General features: G+C 52.1%; 17 protein-coding genes and 4 pseudogenes. 17 read left to right on the top strand and 4 right to left on the bottom strand.

Annotation, left to right across the window (positions count from 1 at the left end; genetic code table 11):
* Position 1: 1 nt before the first annotated feature.
* From hflC to ACE15A_RS03140, 12 genes and pseudogenes are all read left to right on the top strand, one after another.
* Positions 2–1,006 (top strand): protease modulator HflC, encoded by a 1,005-nt coding sequence (gene hflC / locus ACE15A_RS03085; RefSeq protein WP_001232419.1) that lies wholly within the window; start codon positions 2–4, stop codon positions 1,004–1,006.
* A 78-nt stretch (positions 1,007–1,084) separates the two neighbouring features.
* The gene (locus ACE15A_RS03090) at positions 1,085–1,282 is read left to right on the top strand and encodes a DUF2065 family protein (RefSeq protein WP_001089290.1); all 198 of its coding nucleotides are present in this window, start codon (positions 1,085–1,087) and stop codon (positions 1,280–1,282) included.
* Between the two features lie 102 nt (positions 1,283–1,384).
* A complete protein-coding gene (gene purA, locus ACE15A_RS03095; protein WP_023248676.1) occupies positions 1,385–2,683 on the top strand; it encodes an adenylosuccinate synthase in 1,299 nt (432 codons plus the stop codon).
* 178 nt (positions 2,684–2,861) lie between these two features.
* Positions 2,862–3,398: a GNAT family N-acetyltransferase gene (locus ACE15A_RS03100; protein WP_024149716.1), complete on the top strand. Its 537-nt coding sequence runs from the start codon at positions 2,862–2,864 to the stop codon at positions 3,396–3,398.
* 172 nt (positions 3,399–3,570) lie between these two features.
* Positions 3,571–3,996 carry a nitric oxide-sensing transcriptional repressor NsrR gene (nsrR, locus tag ACE15A_RS03105; protein ID WP_001177632.1) on the top strand — a complete coding sequence of 142 codons (426 nt, stop codon included), beginning with the start codon at positions 3,571–3,573 and terminating at the stop codon, positions 3,994–3,996.
* A 37-nt stretch (positions 3,997–4,033) separates the two neighbouring features.
* Positions 4,034–6,478: a ribonuclease R gene (rnr, locus tag ACE15A_RS03110; protein ID WP_053507688.1), complete on the top strand. Its 2,445-nt coding sequence runs from the start codon at positions 4,034–4,036 to the stop codon at positions 6,476–6,478.
* 63 nt (positions 6,479–6,541) lie between these two features.
* Positions 6,542–7,273 carry a 23S rRNA (guanosine(2251)-2'-O)-methyltransferase RlmB gene (rlmB, locus tag ACE15A_RS03115; protein ID WP_001293263.1) on the top strand — a complete coding sequence of 244 codons (732 nt, stop codon included), beginning with the start codon at positions 6,542–6,544 and terminating at the stop codon, positions 7,271–7,273.
* A 122-nt stretch (positions 7,274–7,395) separates the two neighbouring features.
* Positions 7,396–7,795 (top strand): annotated as a pseudogene (locus ACE15A_RS03120) (YjfI family protein).
* A 4-nt stretch (positions 7,796–7,799) separates the two neighbouring features.
* Positions 7,800–8,021 (top strand): annotated as a pseudogene (locus tag ACE15A_RS03125) (DUF2491 family protein); the annotation flags it as partial.
* A gap of 35 nt (positions 8,022–8,056) precedes the next feature.
* Positions 8,057–8,191: pseudogene (locus ACE15A_RS03130) on the top strand (hypothetical protein); the annotation flags it as partial.
* Positions 8,177–8,542: pseudogene (locus ACE15A_RS03135) on the top strand (glutathionylspermidine synthase family protein); the annotation flags it as partial. The pseudogenes ACE15A_RS03130 and ACE15A_RS03135, both read left to right, overlap by 15 nt.
* A gap of 84 nt (positions 8,543–8,626) precedes the next feature.
* A complete protein-coding gene (locus tag ACE15A_RS03140; protein ID WP_053507686.1) occupies positions 8,627–10,249 on the top strand; it encodes an isovaleryl-CoA dehydrogenase in 1,623 nt (540 codons plus the stop codon).
* A 207-nt stretch (positions 10,250–10,456) separates the two neighbouring features.
* On the opposite strand, the gene yjfN is transcribed toward ACE15A_RS03140, so the two are convergent.
* Positions 10,457–10,732, bottom strand: coding sequence for a DUF1471 family protease activator YjfN (gene yjfN / locus ACE15A_RS03145; protein ID WP_001664967.1), 276 nt, complete (start codon positions 10,730–10,732; stop codon positions 10,457–10,459).
* Positions 10,733–10,862: 130 nt separating this feature from the next.
* Positions 10,863–11,192, bottom strand: a complete 330-nt coding sequence (gene bsmA / locus ACE15A_RS03150; protein ID WP_000236760.1) for a biofilm peroxide resistance protein BsmA — start codon at positions 11,190–11,192, stop codon at positions 10,863–10,865.
* A 182-nt stretch (positions 11,193–11,374) separates the two neighbouring features.
* Here bsmA and yjfP point away from each other — a divergent pair, with 182 nt between their 5' ends.
* Positions 11,375–12,124: an esterase gene (yjfP, locus tag ACE15A_RS03155; protein WP_053507685.1), complete on the top strand. Its 750-nt coding sequence runs from the start codon at positions 11,375–11,377 to the stop codon at positions 12,122–12,124.
* On the opposite strand, the gene ulaR is transcribed toward yjfP, so the two are convergent.
* A complete protein-coding gene (ulaR, locus tag ACE15A_RS03160; protein ID WP_053507684.1) occupies positions 12,121–12,876 on the bottom strand; it encodes an HTH-type transcriptional regulator UlaR in 756 nt (251 codons plus the stop codon). The two genes, yjfP and ulaR, sit on opposite strands and share 4 nt — an antisense overlap.
* Before the next feature lie 105 nt (positions 12,877–12,981).
* Positions 12,982–14,046, bottom strand: coding sequence for an L-ascorbate 6-phosphate lactonase (gene ulaG, locus ACE15A_RS03165; RefSeq protein WP_053507683.1), 1,065 nt, complete (start codon positions 14,044–14,046; stop codon positions 12,982–12,984).
* Between the two features lie 363 nt (positions 14,047–14,409).
* On the opposite strand from ulaG, the gene ulaA reads away from it, so the two are divergent.
* Genes ulaA through ulaD form a run of 4 tightly spaced genes read left to right on the top strand, consistent with a single transcriptional unit; the run spans position 14,410 to position 17,271 of the window.
* Positions 14,410–15,810 carry a PTS ascorbate transporter subunit IIC gene (gene ulaA / locus ACE15A_RS03170; RefSeq protein ID WP_129382358.1) on the top strand — a complete coding sequence of 467 codons (1,401 nt, stop codon included), beginning with the start codon at positions 14,410–14,412 and terminating at the stop codon, positions 15,808–15,810.
* Between the two features lie 12 nt (positions 15,811–15,822).
* Complete coding sequence (ulaB, locus tag ACE15A_RS03175) at positions 15,823–16,131, top strand: PTS ascorbate transporter subunit IIB (protein WP_023248665.1); 309 nt, start codon at positions 15,823–15,825, stop codon at positions 16,129–16,131.
* 9 nt (positions 16,132–16,140) lie between these two features.
* Positions 16,141–16,608: a PTS ascorbate transporter subunit IIA gene (gene ulaC / locus ACE15A_RS03180; protein ID WP_053507681.1), complete on the top strand. Its 468-nt coding sequence runs from the start codon at positions 16,141–16,143 to the stop codon at positions 16,606–16,608.
* Positions 16,609–16,620: 12 nt separating this feature from the next.
* On the top strand, positions 16,621–17,271 hold the full coding sequence (gene ulaD / locus ACE15A_RS03185) for a 3-keto-L-gulonate-6-phosphate decarboxylase UlaD (protein ID WP_000056750.1): 651 nt from the start codon (positions 16,621–16,623) through the stop codon (positions 17,269–17,271).
* Positions 17,272–17,280 lie beyond the last annotated feature (9 nt).

The raw sequence follows: 17,280 nt of genomic DNA on the forward strand, positions 1-17,280 counted from the left end.
GATGCGTAAGTCAGTTATTGCGATTATCATCATCGTGCTGGTAGTGCTCTACATGTCCGTCTTTGTGGTCAAAGAGGGCGAGCGCGGCATTACGCTGCGTTTTGGTAAAGTTCTGCGTGACGATGAGAACAAACCGCTGGTTTACGCGCCGGGTCTGCACTTTAAGATCCCGTTTATTGAATCAGTGAAAATGCTTGATGCGCGTATCCAGACGATGGATAACCAGGCCGATCGCTTTGTTACCAAAGAGAAGAAAGACCTGATTGTCGACTCCTACATCAAATGGCGTATCAGCGACTTTAGCCGTTACTATCTGGCGACCGGCGGTGGCGATATTTCGCAAGCCGAAGTGCTGTTAAAACGTAAATTCTCGGACCGCTTGCGTTCTGAGATTGGTCGCCTGGACGTAAAAGACATCGTGACTGATTCTCGTGGTCGTCTGACTCTGGAAGTGCGCGACGCGCTGAACTCCGGTTCAGCCGGTACTGACGATGAAGTGGCGACCCCGGCGGCGGATGACGCCATTGCCGAAGCGGCGGAACGCGTCACGGCGGAAACCAAAGGTAAGGTACCAGTCATCAATCCGAACAGTATGGCGGCATTGGGTATCGAAGTGGTCGATGTGCGTATTAAGCAGATCAACCTGCCGACCGAGGTTTCTGAGGCGATTTACAACCGTATGCGCGCCGAGCGTGAAGCGGTAGCGCGTCGTCACCGTTCACAAGGTCAGGAAGAAGCGGAAAAACTGCGTGCGGCGGCTGACTACGAAGTGACGAAAACTCTGGCGGAAGCTGAGCGTCAGGGGCGTATCATGCGTGGTGAAGGCGATGCCGAAGCCGCGAAGCTGTTTGCCGACGCATTCAGCCAGGACCCTGACTTCTACGCGTTCATTCGTAGTCTGCGCGCTTACGAGAATAGCTTCGAAGGTAATCAGGACGTCATGGTGCTGAGCCCGGACAGCGATTTCTTCCGCTACATGAAGACACCGAGTTCGACGACACGCTAAAATAGCGTCAGCGGTTTTAGACCAGCAAAACCACCGCATCCAAAGGATGCCGGTGGTTTTCTTTTATAAGGGCGATAAATGAATTCAACAATCTGGCTGGCGCTTGCTCTGGTATTAGTCCTCGAAGGGCTGGGACCGATGCTATATCCCGGCGCATGGAAAAAAATGGTTTCGGCACTGGCGCAACTGCCGGAAAATGTTTTACGTCGTTTTGGCGGCGGACTTGTGGTTGCGGGAGTTGTGGTCTACTACATGTTGAGGAAAACGATTGGCTGAGCAAAAAGTGGTCGGATTTGCCGCAGATTGAGTGCAAAAAGTGCTGTATATCTGAAAAAGCGATGGTAGAATCCATTTTTAAGCAAACGGTGATTTTGAAAAATGGGTAACAACGTCGTCGTACTGGGCACCCAATGGGGTGACGAAGGTAAAGGAAAGATCGTCGATCTTCTGACTGAACGGGCTAAATATGTTGTACGCTATCAGGGCGGTCACAACGCAGGCCATACTCTCGTAATCAACGGTGAAAAAACCGTCCTCCATCTTATTCCATCAGGTATTCTTCGTGAGAATGTTACCAGCATCATCGGTAACGGCGTCGTGCTGTCTCCGAGCGCGCTGATGAAAGAGATGAAAGAACTGGAAGACCGTGGCATCCCCGTTCGTGAGCGTCTGCTGCTGTCTGAAGCCTGTCCGCTGATCCTTGATTATCACGTTGCGCTGGATAACGCGCGTGAGAAAGCGCGTGGCGCGAAAGCGATCGGCACCACCGGTCGTGGAATCGGGCCTGCTTATGAAGATAAAGTGGCACGTCGCGGTCTGCGTGTTGGTGACCTTTTCGACAAAGAAACCTTCGCTGAAAAACTGAAAGAAGTGATGGAATATCACAACTTCCAGTTGGTTAACTACTACAAAGTTGAAGCGGTTGATTACCAGAAAGTTCTGGATGATACGATGGCTGTTGCCGACATCCTGACTTCTATGGTTGTTGACGTTTCGGACCTGCTCGACCAGGCGCGTCAGCGTGGCGATTTCGTCATGTTTGAAGGTGCGCAGGGTACCCTGCTGGATATCGACCACGGTACTTATCCGTACGTAACTTCTTCTAACACCACTGCAGGTGGCGTGGCGACCGGTTCCGGCCTGGGCCCGCGTTATGTTGATTACGTTCTGGGTATCCTCAAAGCTTACTCCACTCGTGTAGGTGCAGGTCCGTTCCCGACTGAGCTGTTTGATGAAACCGGCGAGTTCCTCTGCAAGCAGGGTAACGAATACGGCGCCACTACCGGTCGACGTCGTCGTACCGGCTGGCTGGACACCGTTGCCGTTCGTCGTGCGGTACAGTTGAACTCCCTGTCTGGCTTCTGCCTGACCAAACTGGACGTTCTGGATGGCCTGAAAGAGGTGAAACTCTGCGTGGCTTATCGTATGCCGGACGGTCGCGAAGTGACCACTACTCCGCTGGCGGCGGACGACTGGAAAGGCATCGAGCCGATTTACGAAACCATGCCGGGCTGGTCTGAATCCACCTTCGGCGTGAAAGATCGTAGCGGCCTGCCGCAGGCGGCGCTGAACTATATCAAGCGTATCGAAGAACTGACCGGCGTACCGATTGATATTATTTCAACCGGCCCGGATCGTACTGAAACGATGATTCTGCGCGACCCATTCGACGCGTAATCTTCCTGAGGGCGTGGTTATCCACGCCCTATGTTATCCTTCCCGCCGTTAGCGCCGCGCGTAAGCCCGCGACATTTCCCTGTTTTTAGACGCCAGCAACGCGAAGTTCGTTGGGTATAGCTATGTCCGGTTACGTGGTAGGATAAACGTTGGCATCAAGGCGCCAGAGAGGGAAAGCATGTTGACCATTACCACTGAGAGATTAATTCTACGCCCACAAACCATCGCTGATTTTGCAATATGGTATCCTATGTATGCCGATCCTGAGATATTTCGTCTGGATAATGCGCCTGGATTCACACCAGAAGAGGGATGGAATCGCCTATTAAGGAATGTGGGTCATTGGGCGGCATTCGGTTACGGCATCTTTGCCATTTTCCAGAAATCTGACGGCGCTTTCCTTGGGGAAACGGGGCTGGCTAACTTTCATCGCGGCCTTGATGATAACTTTGCGCGTTGCGCTGAGGCTTCCTGGGTTATTTCACGCCCGGCGCAGGGGCGGGGAATTGCAAAGGAAGCGGCTGTTGCCGCGCATCAGTGGTTTGTGCAGACATTCTCGCCAGCAAAAACGGTCTGTCTGATTGCCAAAAATAACCCTGGCTCGGTCAGCGTTGCTGAACATGTGGATTATCATATTTACGACGAATGTTTATACAAAGGCGCCGAGTGTTTAAAGCTTGCGTGTTTATGGGATAAATCAGTCGGCTCGCCTTGAGATTCGCGCTTTTTTGCTCTTGCGTTTAAATAAATTAGCGGCCTGAGCGCTGGCTGGTTTATCATCAACGATAATGCTCTTTATTGAGCTGGTGTCTGTGTTGGGTGTGTTGGCGCAACATTGATATCCTGAATCATAGAGGCATCCCTATCCGTTTTTCCCAGAGGTTGATGTGCAGTTAACGAGTTTCACCGATTACGGCTTACGTGCGCTAATCTATATGGCGTCGTTACCAGATGGACGAATGACCAGCATTTCTGAGGTGACAGAAGTCTACGGCGTGTCCCGTAATCATATGGTCAAAATTATCAATCAGCTTAGCCGGGCGGGCTTTGTCACCGCCGTTCGGGGAAAAAATGGCGGTATCCGCCTGGGTAAACCGGCTAATACTATTTGTATTGGCGATGTGGTGCGTGAGCTGGAACCCTTATCACTGGTCAACTGTAGCAGCGAATTTTGCCACATCACCCCTGCCTGTCGTCTGAAACAGGCGCTTTCTAAGGCCGTGCAGAGTTTTCTCAAGGAGCTGGATAACTACACGCTTGCCGATTTGGTTGAAGAGAATCAACCGCTTTATAAATTATTACTGGTGGAGTGAAGTAAACTTCATTAGAGATGACAATGGAGGAACCTCAATGTCACATGATCCTTTCCAGGAACGCGAAGCAGAAAAATACGCGAATCCTATCCCGAGCCGGGAATTTATCCTCGAACATTTAACGAAACGTGAAAAACCGGCCAGTCGCGAAGAACTGGCCGTAGAACTGAATATTGAAGGCGAAGAGCAGCTTGAAGCCTTGCGTCGCCGCCTGCGCGCGATGGAGCGCGACGGACAACTGGTCTTTACCCGTCGCCAGTGCTATGCGCTGCCGGAACGCCTCGACTTGGTGAAAGGCACCGTGATCGGTCATCGTGACGGTTACGGTTTCTTACGTGTCGAAGGCCGCAAAGATGATCTGTATCTTTCCAGCGAGCAGATGAAAACCTGTATTCATGGCGATCAGGTGCTGGCGCAGCCGCTTGGCGCCGATCGTAAAGGTCGCCGCGAAGCGCGTATCGTCCGTGTTCTGGTACCGAAAACCAGCCAGATAGTCGGGCGTTATTTTACTGATGCGGGCGTGGGTTTTGTGGTGCCTGACGACAGCCGTCTGAGCTTCGACATTCTTATCCCGCCAGAAGACGTCATGGGCGCGCGGATGGGGTTCGTGGTAGTGGTTGAACTGACCCAACGTCCAACCCGGCGTACCAAAGCGGTAGGGAAAATCGTCGAAGTGCTGGGCGACAATATGGGCACTGGTATGGCGGTTGATATGGCGCTGCGTACCCATGAAATTCCCTACATCTGGCCGCAGGCGGTAGAGCAGCAGGTCGCCGGGCTGAAAGAAGAGGTGCCGGAAGAGGCGAAAGCAGGCCGTGTCGATCTGCGCGATTTACCGCTGGTCACTATTGATGGCGAAGATGCCCGTGACTTCGACGACGCGGTTTACTGTGAGAAAAAACGCGGCGGTGGCTGGCGTTTGTGGGTCGCGATTGCTGACGTGAGCTATTATGTACGGCCGCCAACGCCGCTGGATCGCGAGGCGCGCAATCGCGGCACGTCGGTTTACTTCCCATCACAGGTTGTCCCAATGCTGCCGGAGGTGCTCTCCAACGGCCTGTGCTCGCTGAACCCGCAGGTTGACAGGCTGTGTATGGTCTGTGAAATGACCATCTCGGCGAAGGGGCGGCTGACCGGCTACAAATTCTATGAAGCGGTGATGAGCTCCCATGCGCGTCTGACCTATACCAAAGTCTGGCATATGTTGCAGGGCGACCAGGATCTGCGTGAACAATATGCGCCGTTGGTGAAGCATATTGAAGAGCTGCACAACCTCTACAACGTGCTGGATAAAGCGCGTGAGGAGCGCGGGGGGATCTCATTTGAGAGCGAAGAGGCGAAGTTTATCTTTAACGCCGAGCGTCGCATTGAGCGTATCGAACAGACCCAGCGTAATGACGCGCATAAGCTTATCGAAGAGTGCATGATCATGGCGAATATCTCGGCGGCGCGCTTTGTCGAAAAAGCTAAAGAGCCGGCGCTATTCCGTATTCATGATAAGCCCACTACCGAAGCGATTACCTCATTCCGCTCTGTACTGGCGGAGCTGGGACTGGAGCTTCCGGGCGGAAATAAACCGGAACCGCGCGATTATGCCGAACTGCTTGAATCCATTGCCGACAGGCCGGACGCCGAAATGCTGCAAACTATGCTGCTGCGTTCAATGAAGCAGGCGATTTACGATCCGGAAAACCGCGGGCACTTTGGCCTGGCATTGCAGTCTTATGCGCACTTTACCTCGCCGATTCGCCGCTATCCGGATCTTTCTTTGCACCGCGCCATTAAGTACCTGCTGGCGAAAGAGCAAGGGAACAAGGGCAACACCACAGAAACGGGTGGCTATCACTACTCGATGGAAGAGATGTTGCAGCTCGGTCAGCACTGTTCGATGGCGGAACGCCGCGCTGATGAAGCGACGCGTGATGTCTCCGACTGGCTGAAATGTGACTTTATGCTGGATCAGGTAGGCAACGTCTTTAAGGGCGTGATTGCCAGCGTCACCGGTTTCGGCTTCTTTGTCCGCCTTGACGAACTGTTTATCGATGGGCTGGTACACGTTTCCTCACTGGATAACGATTACTATCGCTTCGATCAGGTAGGGCAACGTCTGATTGGCGAGTCTGGCGGACAGACGTATCGCCTTGGCGACCGGGTCGAGGTACGTGTCGAAGCGGTGAATATGGACGAGCGTAAAATCGACTTTAGCCTCATCTCCAGCGAGCGCGCGCCGCGTAATGTCGGCAAAACGGCGCGTGAAAAAGCGAAAAAAGGCGAAAGTAAAAACGCCGGTAAGCGTCGTCAGGTAGGTAAAAAAGTTAACTTCGAGCCTGATAGCGCCTTCCGCGGCGAGAAAAAAGGTAAGGCAAAGCCGAAAGCGGAGAAAAAAGGCGATAAAAAAGCGAAAAAGCCGTCGGCAAAAACGCTCAAAATCGCCGCGGCTACCAAAGCAAAACGCGCCGCGAAAAAGCAATCCGCGGAGTAAATTTCCCCTTATAAGCCGGGTAAGCGTAGCGCCCCCGGCAAACGTCATGAATGAGAACCATCAATGAGTGAAATGATTTACGGCATCCACGCGGTGCAGGCCCTGTTGGAGCGTGCTCCTGAACGTTTTCAGGATGTCTTTATCCTAAAAGGGCGTGAAGACAAACGCCTGTTGCCGTTGATCCATGCTTTAGAAGCGCAGGGCGTTGTTATTCAGCTGGCAAACCGCCAGTTTCTGGATGAGAAAAGTGAAGGCGCGGTACACCAGGGCATTATCGCCCGTGTGAAACCAGGCCGGCAATATCAGGAAAACGATCTACCGGATCTGATCGCATTACACGATCGCCCCTTTTTGTTGATCCTTGATGGCGTCACCGATCCGCATAATCTTGGCGCCTGTCTGCGCAGCGCCGATGCCGCAGGCGTACATGCGGTAATTGTGCCGAAAGACCGCTCCGCGCAACTCAACGCGACGGCGAAGAAAGTCGCCTGCGGCGCAGCGGAAAGCGTGCCGTTGATCCGCGTCACCAACCTGGCGCGCACGATGCGCATGTTGCAGGAAGAAAATATCTGGATTGTCGGGACGGCGGGCGAGGCTGACCATACGCTGTATCAGAGCAAAATGCCTGGCCGCATGGCGCTGGTCATGGGCGCAGAAGGTGAAGGTATGCGTCGTCTGACCCGTGAGCACTGCGATGAGCTGATCAGCATTCCCATGGCCGGTAGCGTGTCGTCGCTGAATGTCTCTGTTGCGACCGGGATTTGTCTGTTTGAAGCCGTTCGCCAGCGAACCTGATGCTGATATTATTTTTTCAGAAAAAACCATCCATAATCGGATGGTTTTTTTTAATCTTTGGCTGGTAATATAAAAAGCAAAACATACCCTGTAGTTTCTTTTAGTTATAAAGAGATAGGAATATGGTATGGACTCCACGGACGCTGGCGGATGCGTTAAACAACATCGCCGATTTAGATATAGAATATAATAAATCATTCATTAATAATAAAAATGAATGATTATGGCGATTTACCACTGACGGTTTTATTTACCTCGCAACAAATAATTATCGAGACTTATATATGTCCGGCAAATACTATTAGAGATACCGCGGAGTTTAACGTTTTCTTACTTAGAAATCAGAAGGTTTTACCACTGTCTTCGGTCGGTATTACTCGGGTGAAACAGGAAGAATATTATGTCACTTTTGGTGCGTTGTCGTTAAATTCTTCGCTTGACGACGTGACGCTGGAGATCACCACGCTTATAGAGAATGCGTTGGATATCGTTGAAATAACACAAGACTACTTACAGGAATAATACAGGCGGCAGTCAGATTTTTCGCTACTACACCTCTGGCGATGAGTTTCTGCAAATTAACACGACTGGCGGCACGGATGTTGACGACATTGATGACATCAAACTCTTTGTGTACGAGGAAAATTTCGGTATTAACGAGGAACGATACTGGCGTTCAGCCATTGCGCCAGCGGAAATGGGACCGATAACCCTCAACTGGCAAGAACGGCGCTGGCTGGCGGTATTTTTAACTCTGCCTGTATGACATGGTAACGGAAGATCATGGCAAGAAAACGAAAATCCAGAAGCACATCCGGCGTAGGCTATTCGGCAATAAGACGGAAAGCCGAACCGGTTAATCCTTTTGAGCGGAAACGAAATCGCTACACGCCAAAATGCCTGATGCTGCCGCTATTGTGGCGCTTCTTCCCTGACCATCCGAATCTGCTGCCGGCCTGGTTTGAGGGCGAAAAATCGCTCGCAGCGCCTGGCGAAAGCAGTGTACGGAAGCCGATTTATTCGCGGGAAGGCGGTAATGCCACGATTTTCGATGACCGGAAAAATGTTATCGATTATGCCGACAGTGGCTACGCCGATGAGCCGATGATTTACCAGGCGTTTCAGCCTTTGCCGCGCGTTGGCGATAGCGATACGCTGATTGGCAGTTGGATCATTGACGATGAAGCCTCCGGGATGGGGATTCGCGAGGATAATATGCTGATTACCAAAGATACTTCCCGTTTCGTTCCACATTATATTGCCGATTAATCATACTTTTGTGATCTTCCTCCGGCGTCAATGGCGCGGTCATGACCATACTTGACTTCACCGCCATTGAAGGAGGGAGACACCATGTCCTGGCAAACACATACCGTTTTTAATCAACCTGCTCCGCTCAATAACAGTAACTTATTCCTGTCTGATGGCGCGCTGTGTGAAGCGGTTTCCCGGGAAGGCGCGGGATGGGACAGCGACCTTCTCGCCAGCATTGGTCAACAACTGGGAACGGCGGAATCACTGGAACTGGGTCGTCTGGCGAACGCGTATCCTCCTGAGTTGCTGCGTTACGATCCACAGGGACAACGTCTGGATGACGTTCGCTTTCATCCCGCCTGGCATCTGTTGATGCAGGGACTTTGCGCTAATCGGGTACATAATCTGGCCTGGGAGGAGGATGCCAGGGCGGGGAGCTTTGTCGCCCGAGCCGCGCGTTTTGTATTACATGCTCAGGTAGAAGCGGGAACACTCTGTCCTGTCACGATGACTTTTGCCGCGACACCGTTGCTATTGCAAATGCTTCCCGCCACTTTCCATGACTGGCTGGCGCCGCTGCGCAGCGATCGCTACGATTCGCATTTATTACCGGGCGGGCAAAAACGGGGTCTACTCATCGGTATGGGGATGACGGAAAAGCAGGGCGGATCTGACGTGCTCAGTAATACGACCCGCGCGGATCGGCTGGCGGATGGTTCATATCGGTTGGTGGGGCATAAATGGTTTTTCTCTGTGCCGCAAAGCGATGCACACCTGGTGCTGGCGCAGGCAAAAGGAGGTCTATCCTGTTTCTTTGTGCCGCGTTTCCTGCCTGACGGGCAACGGAACTCTGTTCGTCTTGAACGCCTGAAAGATAAACTCGGTAATCGATCGAATGCCAGCGCCGAAGTTGAGTTTCATGATGCCGTCGGCTGGCTGCTGGGAGAAGAGGGCGAAGGGATTCGGCATATCTTAAAGATGGGCGGTATGACGCGTTTTGACTGTGCGCTTGGGAGTCATGGCTTAATGCGGCGCGCGTTTTCAGTCGCGATTTACCATGCTCATCAGCGTCAGGCTTTTGGTAAGCCGCTGATCGAGCAACCGTTGATGCGACAAACCTTAAGTCGTATGGCGCTATGCCTGGAGGGGCAGACGGCACTTTTGTTTCGGCTGGCGCGCGCCTGGGAGCAACGTCGCGAGGCGAAAGAGGCATTATGGGCGCGATTATTTACGCCAGCGGCGAAATTCGCCATCTGTAAGCAGGGAATCCCTTTTGTGGCTGAGGCGATGGAGGTTCTCGGCGGGATGGGGTATTGCGAAGAGAGCGAACTCCCGCGCCTGTACCGTGAAATGCCGGTGAACAGTATCTGGGAAGGTTCCGGCAATATCATGTGTCTGGATGTACTTCGGGTGCTGACAAAACAACACGGTGTCTATGACGTATTGGGTGAAGTTTTTGCAGAAGTCAAAGGTCAGGATCGCCATTACGACCGCGCGGTACGTCAGCTACAGCAACGTTTACGCAAACCGGACGAAGCAATGGGCAGAGAGATTACGCAGCCGCTTTTCTTGCTGGGATGCGGAGCGGAAATGCTTCGTCATGCATCGCCGCCACTGGCGCAGGCGTGGTGTCAGATGATGCTGGATACACGTGGCGAAATGCCGCTGTCTGCACAGGTACAAAATGATTTATTGTTAAGGGCGACGGGGGGATTGCGGTAGCGTTTTTCTGGTTTCGACCTGGTCCGGATGGGACACGGTGTGCCTGATGATACCTGGTGTCTGGCCTGCAGTACATGCCCATCCTTCAGGCCGGATAAGACCTAGCCGCCCTCCGGAAAATTGCCCGGTGGCGCTGTCGCTTACCGGGCCTTCGGGGGCGTCAATGTGTAGGCCAGATAAGATGCTGGCGTCGCTATCCACGCGGAATCAGGCGTAGAGTATCGCCTGTACGCGCCAGTTATCCGGCTGTTGTTCTTCATACATTTGAATAATCCTGTACCAGGATGCGCCCTGTTCATCGGCTTTCAGGGCGATAATCCGCTCTACATCCTGTGGGTTTCCTGCAACATTACTGACCGATATCAGGCCGATTTCATTCAGACCCGTTACGCAGTCAGCACTGGCGAATTCGGCAGACTGTGCCGTCGTACTCACCAGTCCGGCAGAAAGCAGCAGTGAGGATAAGGCAAGTTCTTGTTTCATCGTCAGCTCCTTATTACATACCCCGCATTTAACAGGACGCTCCATCACGGTAAACCTGTTTGTTTATTGTGCACAGGTAAACGCATAGGGGCGCAAGGCAATGTAAAACTGACTAAAAATCAATCTACTGTTATTGACGATACAAAATGGCTTGTGAATACCACTGTCCGGTTACAACCGTTTCATCAACCATTAAGATAACGTAATAATCGGCTTTCGCAGCGGCGGCTTTCGCTCTGATTTCATCTATTGCATCATCCGGGGAACCCCGAACCAGCGCGCTTACGGTCCCCATCCGCTGTAGTCCTTGCGTTTGATCGCGACGGATTTCCTGCGGGTGATCGGCGACAGGCGGCGCAGGTTGCGGCGTACCTTGCAGCACGCTACACGCGCTTAATAACAGTGCTGCTATTAATGAAGCAAACCGACGCATAACTCTATCTCGTTTCCTGATAACCATAGTGTAATGCCTTATTGATTTCCCTTTAGGGGGAATGTTCCCGAAGTGTTACCTGTCACGCGATTTTCGAATGAAAATGTTGCGAAAGCGTAACCCAGTTCTCAACATTATGAATCATTGCGCTATCCATAAACTTGCGTTAAGTATTTCTCCGTGGCATACCGGATAAAAAGGAGAGAATAATGATAGCGATTGAAACACGACAATTAGACGGGCGCGCCGTACTGCATGCCTTCCCGGAAGGGAAACGCGACGCGCCGCTTCCCTGTGTGGTGTTCTATCATGGTTTCACCTCCTCCAGCCTGGTTTATAGTTATTTTGCCGTTGCCCTGGCGCAGGCCGGATTCCGGGTGGTCATGCCGGATGCGCCGGAACATGGCGCTCGCTTCGGCGGCGACTCACAGGGACGGATACAGCGATTCTGGCAAATTCTGCAACAAAACATGCAGGAATTTACGACGTTACGTGCGGCGATTCTGGCGGAAAACTGGCTGCTTGACGAGCGTCTGGCGGTAGGCGGCGCATCCATGGGTGGTATGACGGCGCTGGGCATTATGACGCGTCACCATGAGGTAAAATGCGGGGCCAGTTTAATGGGGTCGGGCTATTTTACCGAGCTCGCCCGGACGCTTTTCCCGCCGTTGTCCCCGCAGAACCCGGCACAACAGGCGGAATTTGACAATATCATTGCGCCGCTGCAGGAATGGGAAGTCACACACCAACTGGAACGACTGGCCGACAGGCCGCTTCTGTTGTGGCATGGTCAGGAGGATGACGTGGTGCCTGCTATTGAAACTTTCCGGCTCCAGCAGGCACTCGCCGGAGCGAAGCTGGATAAGCATGTGACCTGTTTGTGGGCCGCAGGCGTGCGGCATCGCATTACGCCAGAAGCGTTGTCGGCGACGGTAGCGTTTTTCCGACAGCATCTTTAAACGCGCAGTATGCTTACGCCCTGGGCTTCAAGCTGTTGCAAAACCTCCGGATTGGCATTTTTGCCGGTAATCAGCATATCGATTTGATCGGCGCGGCTGAATAACATCCCCGCGCGCTCCCCAATTTTACTGCTATCGACCAGAGCGACCAGTTTCCCGACGACGCTGAGCATTTTTTGTTCCGCCATGGCGGTCAGCATATCGGTTTTGTACAGGCCATCTGCGGTTAAGCCCTTTCCGATGGTAAACATCCAGTGGCCAGCATAGAGACTGTTTTCACTTCCCTGCGGGCTCAGGGTAATCGACTGGCTTTTGTTGTACTGACCGCCCATGATAATCACGCTTTCATGCTCTTGATCGATCAAATAATTCGCCAGCGGCAGATAGTTAGTAATGATCTGTACCGGCTTCCCGCACATTTCGCGCCCCAGCAGGAAGGCGGTAGAACCGCAGTTAATCACTACGCTTTCACCCGGATTCACCAGTTGTGACGCCGCTTTCGCGATGCGTACTTTTTCATCATGGTTTTGCGCCTGGTGCAGATTCATTGGCGTCCAGCGGGGCCGCTGTTGGGTGATGGCTTCCGCGCCGTTGCGTACTTTTTTAAGTTTACCGCTTTCGTCGAGCTTGTTGATGTCACGGCGCGCTGTCGCCGGGGAGATCCCCAGACGCTCAATCACGTTTTCGACGGTAACAAAGCCAAACTGTGCCAGCATATCCAGCAGTATTTGATGTCTTTGTGCTTCAGTCATGAGCTATTCCGATATAAATTGATTTGAAAAGATGATATTTGAAATAGCCTGAAAATACTAAAGTAAATGGGAAAAAATGCCGGGTAATCCCGGCATGATGTCGGCTCAGAGGAAGGATTTGAACGGTAGATCTGGCTCAATCGTAAAGCAATCGTCAAAACCACGTGGATAATGGTATTCGAAATTGTCTTTATCCAGCGGCCAGGTAAACTTGCCGCCAACCTGCCAGATAAACGGTTTAAAACCATACTTCAGGCGATCTTTTTTCATTTCCCATAGCACGCGGATCTCCTGCGGATCGGCCTGGAAGTTCGACCAGATATCGTGGTGGAACGGGATCACCACTTTGGTATTCAGCGATTCCGCCATGCGTAGAATATCCGCACTGGTCATTTTATCCGTAATACCGCGTGGGTTTTCGCCATAGGAACCGAGCGCGACATCAATTTGATGCTCGTTGCCGTGTTTCGCGTAATAGTTGGAATAGTGAGAATCGCCGCTGTGATAGAGATTGCCGCCCGGCGTTTTAAACAGATAGTTAACCGCGCGTACATCCATGCCGTCCGGCAGTACGCCAGCGGCTTTCTGATCGGCGGGCAGCGTGATTAATGCGGTGCGGTCAAAAGCATCAAGCGCATGAATTTCAATATCTTTCACTTTCACTCTATCGCCCGGTTTTACCACGATGCAGCGTTCTTTCGGGACACCCCATCCGACCCATAAATCCACGCAGGTCTGCGGGCCGATAAACGGAACATCATCGGCGCAATTCTGCATTACGGCAGCCGCCACATTGACATCAATGTGATCGTTATGGTCATGGGTCGCCAGTACGGCGTCAATCTGACGGATAGCGAAAGGATCGAGAACAAACGGTGTGGTGCGCAGATTAGGCTGTAATTTTTTGACGCCAGCCATACGCTGCATCTGATGGCCGGTTTTCATCAGCGGATTACCGTGACTTTGTTTACCAGTACCGCACCAGAAATCGACGCATACGTTAGTGCCGCCTTCAGATTTTAGCCAGATGCCGGTACAGCCCAGCCACCACATGGCGAACGTGCCCGGTGCGACCTGCTCTTGCTCAATCTCTTCATTCAGCCAGCTTCCCCACTCCGGAAACGTGCTCAGAATCCATGATTCACGCGTGATGCTTTGTACTTTACTCATCGCATTTACCTTCATGTTTGTTCAAAATTGCTCAAAGTGTGATTTGTTTTGATTAATCCTGACACTATTTTCTCAAGAAGGCAATGGGCTATTTTTTGGCTTTTTGGGAGAGGATAACGCTGATAGATGAAAAAATTAATCCGATATAGCGTCATGTAGATATATTCATGTTTATGATTTTACTTATTTTAATTAAAAAATAGGTTATCTGTAAGTAAACCATGTATTAAGTGTGCTAATTATTTGCGCGCTACGTCACATTTAATCAAATTCAATCTTGTTGTGATTACTTTTGAAAATTACAGTGAAGGGACACTATCCTGAGCGCCTGCGACTCAGCAACCTTGTCTACCGGAGATCGTTATGGGGATTCTCTACAACATCTTTACCGTTTTCTTTAATCAGGTAATGACCAATGCCCCGCTATTACTGGGTATTGTGACCTGCCTGGGCTATATCCTGCTGCGCAAAAGCGTCAGCGTCATCATCAAAGGAACGATCAAAACCATCATTGGCTTCATGCTGCTACAGGCCGGGTCCGGTATTCTGACCAGCACCTTTAAGCCTGTGGTGGCGAAGATGTCCGAGGTCTACGGTATCAACGGCGCGATTTCCGATACCTATGCTTCGATGATGGCAACGATCGACCGAATGGGCGATGCGTATAGTTGGGTAGGCTACGCGGTGTTACTCGCGCTTGCGCTGAACATTTGTTACGTCTTGTTGCGACGCATTACCGGTATTCGCACCATCATGTTGACCGGGCACATCATGTTTCAGCAGGCGGGGCTGATTGCGGTCTCTTTCTATATCTTCGGCTATTCCATGTGGACCACCATTATCTGCACGGCGATACTGGTTTCCCTGTACTGGGGCATCACCTCCAACATGATGTATAAGCCCACCCAGGAAGTGACCGATGGCTGCGGTTTCTCTATTGGTCACCAGCAGCAATTTGCTTCCTGGATTGCCTACAAAGTTGCGCCATACCTGGGCAAAAAAGAGGAGAGCGTTGAAGATCTCAAGCTGCCGGGCTGGCTGAATATCTTCCACGACAATATCGTCTCTACGGCGATTGTGATGACCATTTTCTTTGGCGCGATCCTGTTCTCTTTTGGTATCGACACCGTACAGGCGATGGCGGGTAAAACCCACTGGACGGTCTATATCCTGCAAACCGGCTTCTCGTTCGCTGTGGCGATTTTCATCATTACTCAGGGCGTGCGTATGTTCGTTGCCGAGCTCTCTGAGGCCTTTAATGGTATCTCCCAGCGTCTGATTCCGGGCGCGGTACTGGCGATTGACTGCGCCGCTATTTACAGCTTCGCGCCTAACGCCGTGGTCTGGGGCTTTATGTGGGGCACCATCGGACAACTGATAGCCGTTGGTATCCTGGTAGGTTGCGGCTCTTCCATTCTGATCATTCCCGGCTTCATTCCGATGTTCTTCTCTAACGCTACCATCGGCGTCTTTGCCAACCACTTTGGCGGCTGGCGCGCGGCGCTCAAGATTTGTCTGGTGATGGGCATGATTGAAATTTTTGGCTGCGTCTGGGCAGTAAAACTCACCGGTATGAGTGCCTGGATGGGGATGGCGGATTGGTCGATTCTGGCGCCGCCGATGATGCAGGGGGTCTTCTCCCTCGGCATCCTCTTTATGGCCGTCATCATTGTTATTGCACTGGTTTATATGATCTTCGCAGGACGCGCGCTGCGTGCTGAAGAAGATGCAGAAAAACAACTGGCAGAGATTTCTGCTCAATAAGGAGTTTGGATTATGACCGTACGTATTCTGGCTGTATGTGGCAACGGACAAGGCAGTTCTATGATCATGAAAATGAAAGTAGATCAGTTTCTAACCCAATCCAATATCGACCACACGGTAAACAGTTGCGCGGTGGGAGAGTACAAAAGTGAGCTGAACGGTGCGGACATCATTATCGCTTCCACACATATTGCAGGTGAAATCAGCGTGACGGGCAACAAATATGTGGTTGGCGTGCGCAACATGCTATCGCCCGCAGACTTTGGTCCGAAACTACTGGAAGTGATCAACGCGCATTTTCCACAGGACGTGAAGAAGTAAGGACGCAACATGAAATTACGTGATTCGCTGGCGCAAAACCATTCCATTTGTTTACAGGCGGAAGCCGACACCTGGCAAGAAGCTGTCAAGATCGGCGTCGATTTGCTGGTGGCTGCCGACGTGGTGGAGCCGCGCTATTACCAGGCCATTCTCGATGGTGTTGAGCAGTTTGGCCCCTATTTTGTGATTGCCCCCGGCCTGGCGATGCCGCATGGCCGCCCGGAAGAAGGGGTCAAGAAAACGGGTTTTGCTCTGGTGACGCTGAAAAAGCCGCTGGCGTTTAACCACGAAGATAACGACCCGGTCGATATTTTGATCACCATGGCGGCAGTAGACGCTAATACCCATCAGGAAGTGGGCATCATGCAGATCGTCAATCTGTTTGAAGATGAAGCCAATTTTGACCGTTTACGCGCCTGCCGCACCGAGCAGGATGTGCTGGATTTAATCGATAACGCCACTGCGGCGGCTGTTTAAGGGAGAAACAAAATGTCATTACCGATGTTGCAGGTCGCGCTGGACAACCAGACCATGGATAGCGCCTATGAAACTACCCGCCTGATTGCCGAAGAGGTCGACATTATCGAAGTGGGTACCATTCTATGCGTTGGCGAAGGCGTACGTGCCGTTCGCGACCTGAAAGCGCTCTATCCACACAAAATAGTGCTGGCGGACGCTAAAATTGCCGATGCCGGTAAAATTCTCTCCCGTATGTGTTTCGAAGCCAACGCGGACTGGGTGACAGTTATTTGCTGCGCCGATATCAATACCGCGAAAGGCGCGCTGGATGTGGCGAAAGAGTTCAACGGCGACGTGCAGATAGAACTGACCGGCTACTGGACCTGGGAACAGGCGCAGCAGTGGCGCGATGCGGGTATTGGGCAGGTAGTTTATCACCGTAGTCGCGATGCGCAGGCCGCGGGCGTAGCGTGGGGCGAGGCGGATATCACCGCCATCAAACGTCTGTCCGATATGGGCTTTAAAGTGACCGTGACCGGCGGCCTGGCGCTGGAAGACCTGCCGCTGTTCAAAGGCATTCCGATCCATGTCTTTATCGCAGGCCGTAGCATTCGCGATGCCGAATCGCCGGTAGAAGCCGCACGTCAGTTCAAACGCTCCATTGCCCAGTTGTGGGGCTAAGGAGGGGCT

The organism is Salmonella sp. HY31, assembly GCF_042604575.1.
GTDB lineage: Bacteria > Pseudomonadota > Gammaproteobacteria > Enterobacterales > Enterobacteriaceae > Salmonella > Salmonella diarizonae.

What these genes read in the sequence shown, in the direction of transcription:
- ulaR (WP_053507684.1), bottom strand. Translation starts at nt 12,876, where the DNA reads ATGACTGAAGCACAAAGACATCAAATACTGCTGGATATGCTGGCACAG.
- rlmB (WP_001293263.1), top strand. Translation starts at nt 6,542, where the DNA reads ATGAGTGAAATGATTTACGGCATCCACGCGGTGCAGGCCCTGTTGGAG.
- ulaG (WP_053507683.1), bottom strand. Translation starts at nt 14,046, where the DNA reads ATGAGTAAAGTACAAAGCATCACGCGTGAATCATGGATTCTGAGCACG.
- ulaC (WP_053507681.1), top strand. Translation starts at nt 16,141, where the DNA reads ATGAAATTACGTGATTCGCTGGCGCAAAACCATTCCATTTGTTTACAG.
- rnr (WP_053507688.1), top strand. Translation starts at nt 4,034, where the DNA reads ATGTCACATGATCCTTTCCAGGAACGCGAAGCAGAAAAATACGCGAAT.
- yjfP (WP_053507685.1), top strand. Translation starts at nt 11,375, where the DNA reads ATGATAGCGATTGAAACACGACAATTAGACGGGCGCGCCGTACTGCAT.
- purA (WP_023248676.1), top strand. Translation starts at nt 1,385, where the DNA reads ATGGGTAACAACGTCGTCGTACTGGGCACCCAATGGGGTGACGAAGGT.
- ulaA (WP_129382358.1), top strand. Translation starts at nt 14,410, where the DNA reads ATGGGGATTCTCTACAACATCTTTACCGTTTTCTTTAATCAGGTAATG.
- ACE15A_RS03100 (WP_024149716.1), top strand. Translation starts at nt 2,862, where the DNA reads ATGTTGACCATTACCACTGAGAGATTAATTCTACGCCCACAAACCATC.
- bsmA (WP_000236760.1), bottom strand. Translation starts at nt 11,192, where the DNA reads ATGGTTATCAGGAAACGAGATAGAGTTATGCGTCGGTTTGCTTCATTA.
- ACE15A_RS03090 (WP_001089290.1), top strand. Translation starts at nt 1,085, where the DNA reads ATGAATTCAACAATCTGGCTGGCGCTTGCTCTGGTATTAGTCCTCGAA.
- yjfN (WP_001664967.1), bottom strand. Translation starts at nt 10,732, where the DNA reads ATGAAACAAGAACTTGCCTTATCCTCACTGCTGCTTTCTGCCGGACTG.
- hflC (WP_001232419.1), top strand. Translation starts at nt 2, where the DNA reads ATGCGTAAGTCAGTTATTGCGATTATCATCATCGTGCTGGTAGTGCTC.
- ulaB (WP_023248665.1), top strand. Translation starts at nt 15,823, where the DNA reads ATGACCGTACGTATTCTGGCTGTATGTGGCAACGGACAAGGCAGTTCT.
- ulaD (WP_000056750.1), top strand. Translation starts at nt 16,621, where the DNA reads ATGTCATTACCGATGTTGCAGGTCGCGCTGGACAACCAGACCATGGAT.
- ACE15A_RS03140 (WP_053507686.1), top strand. Translation starts at nt 8,627, where the DNA reads ATGTCCTGGCAAACACATACCGTTTTTAATCAACCTGCTCCGCTCAAT.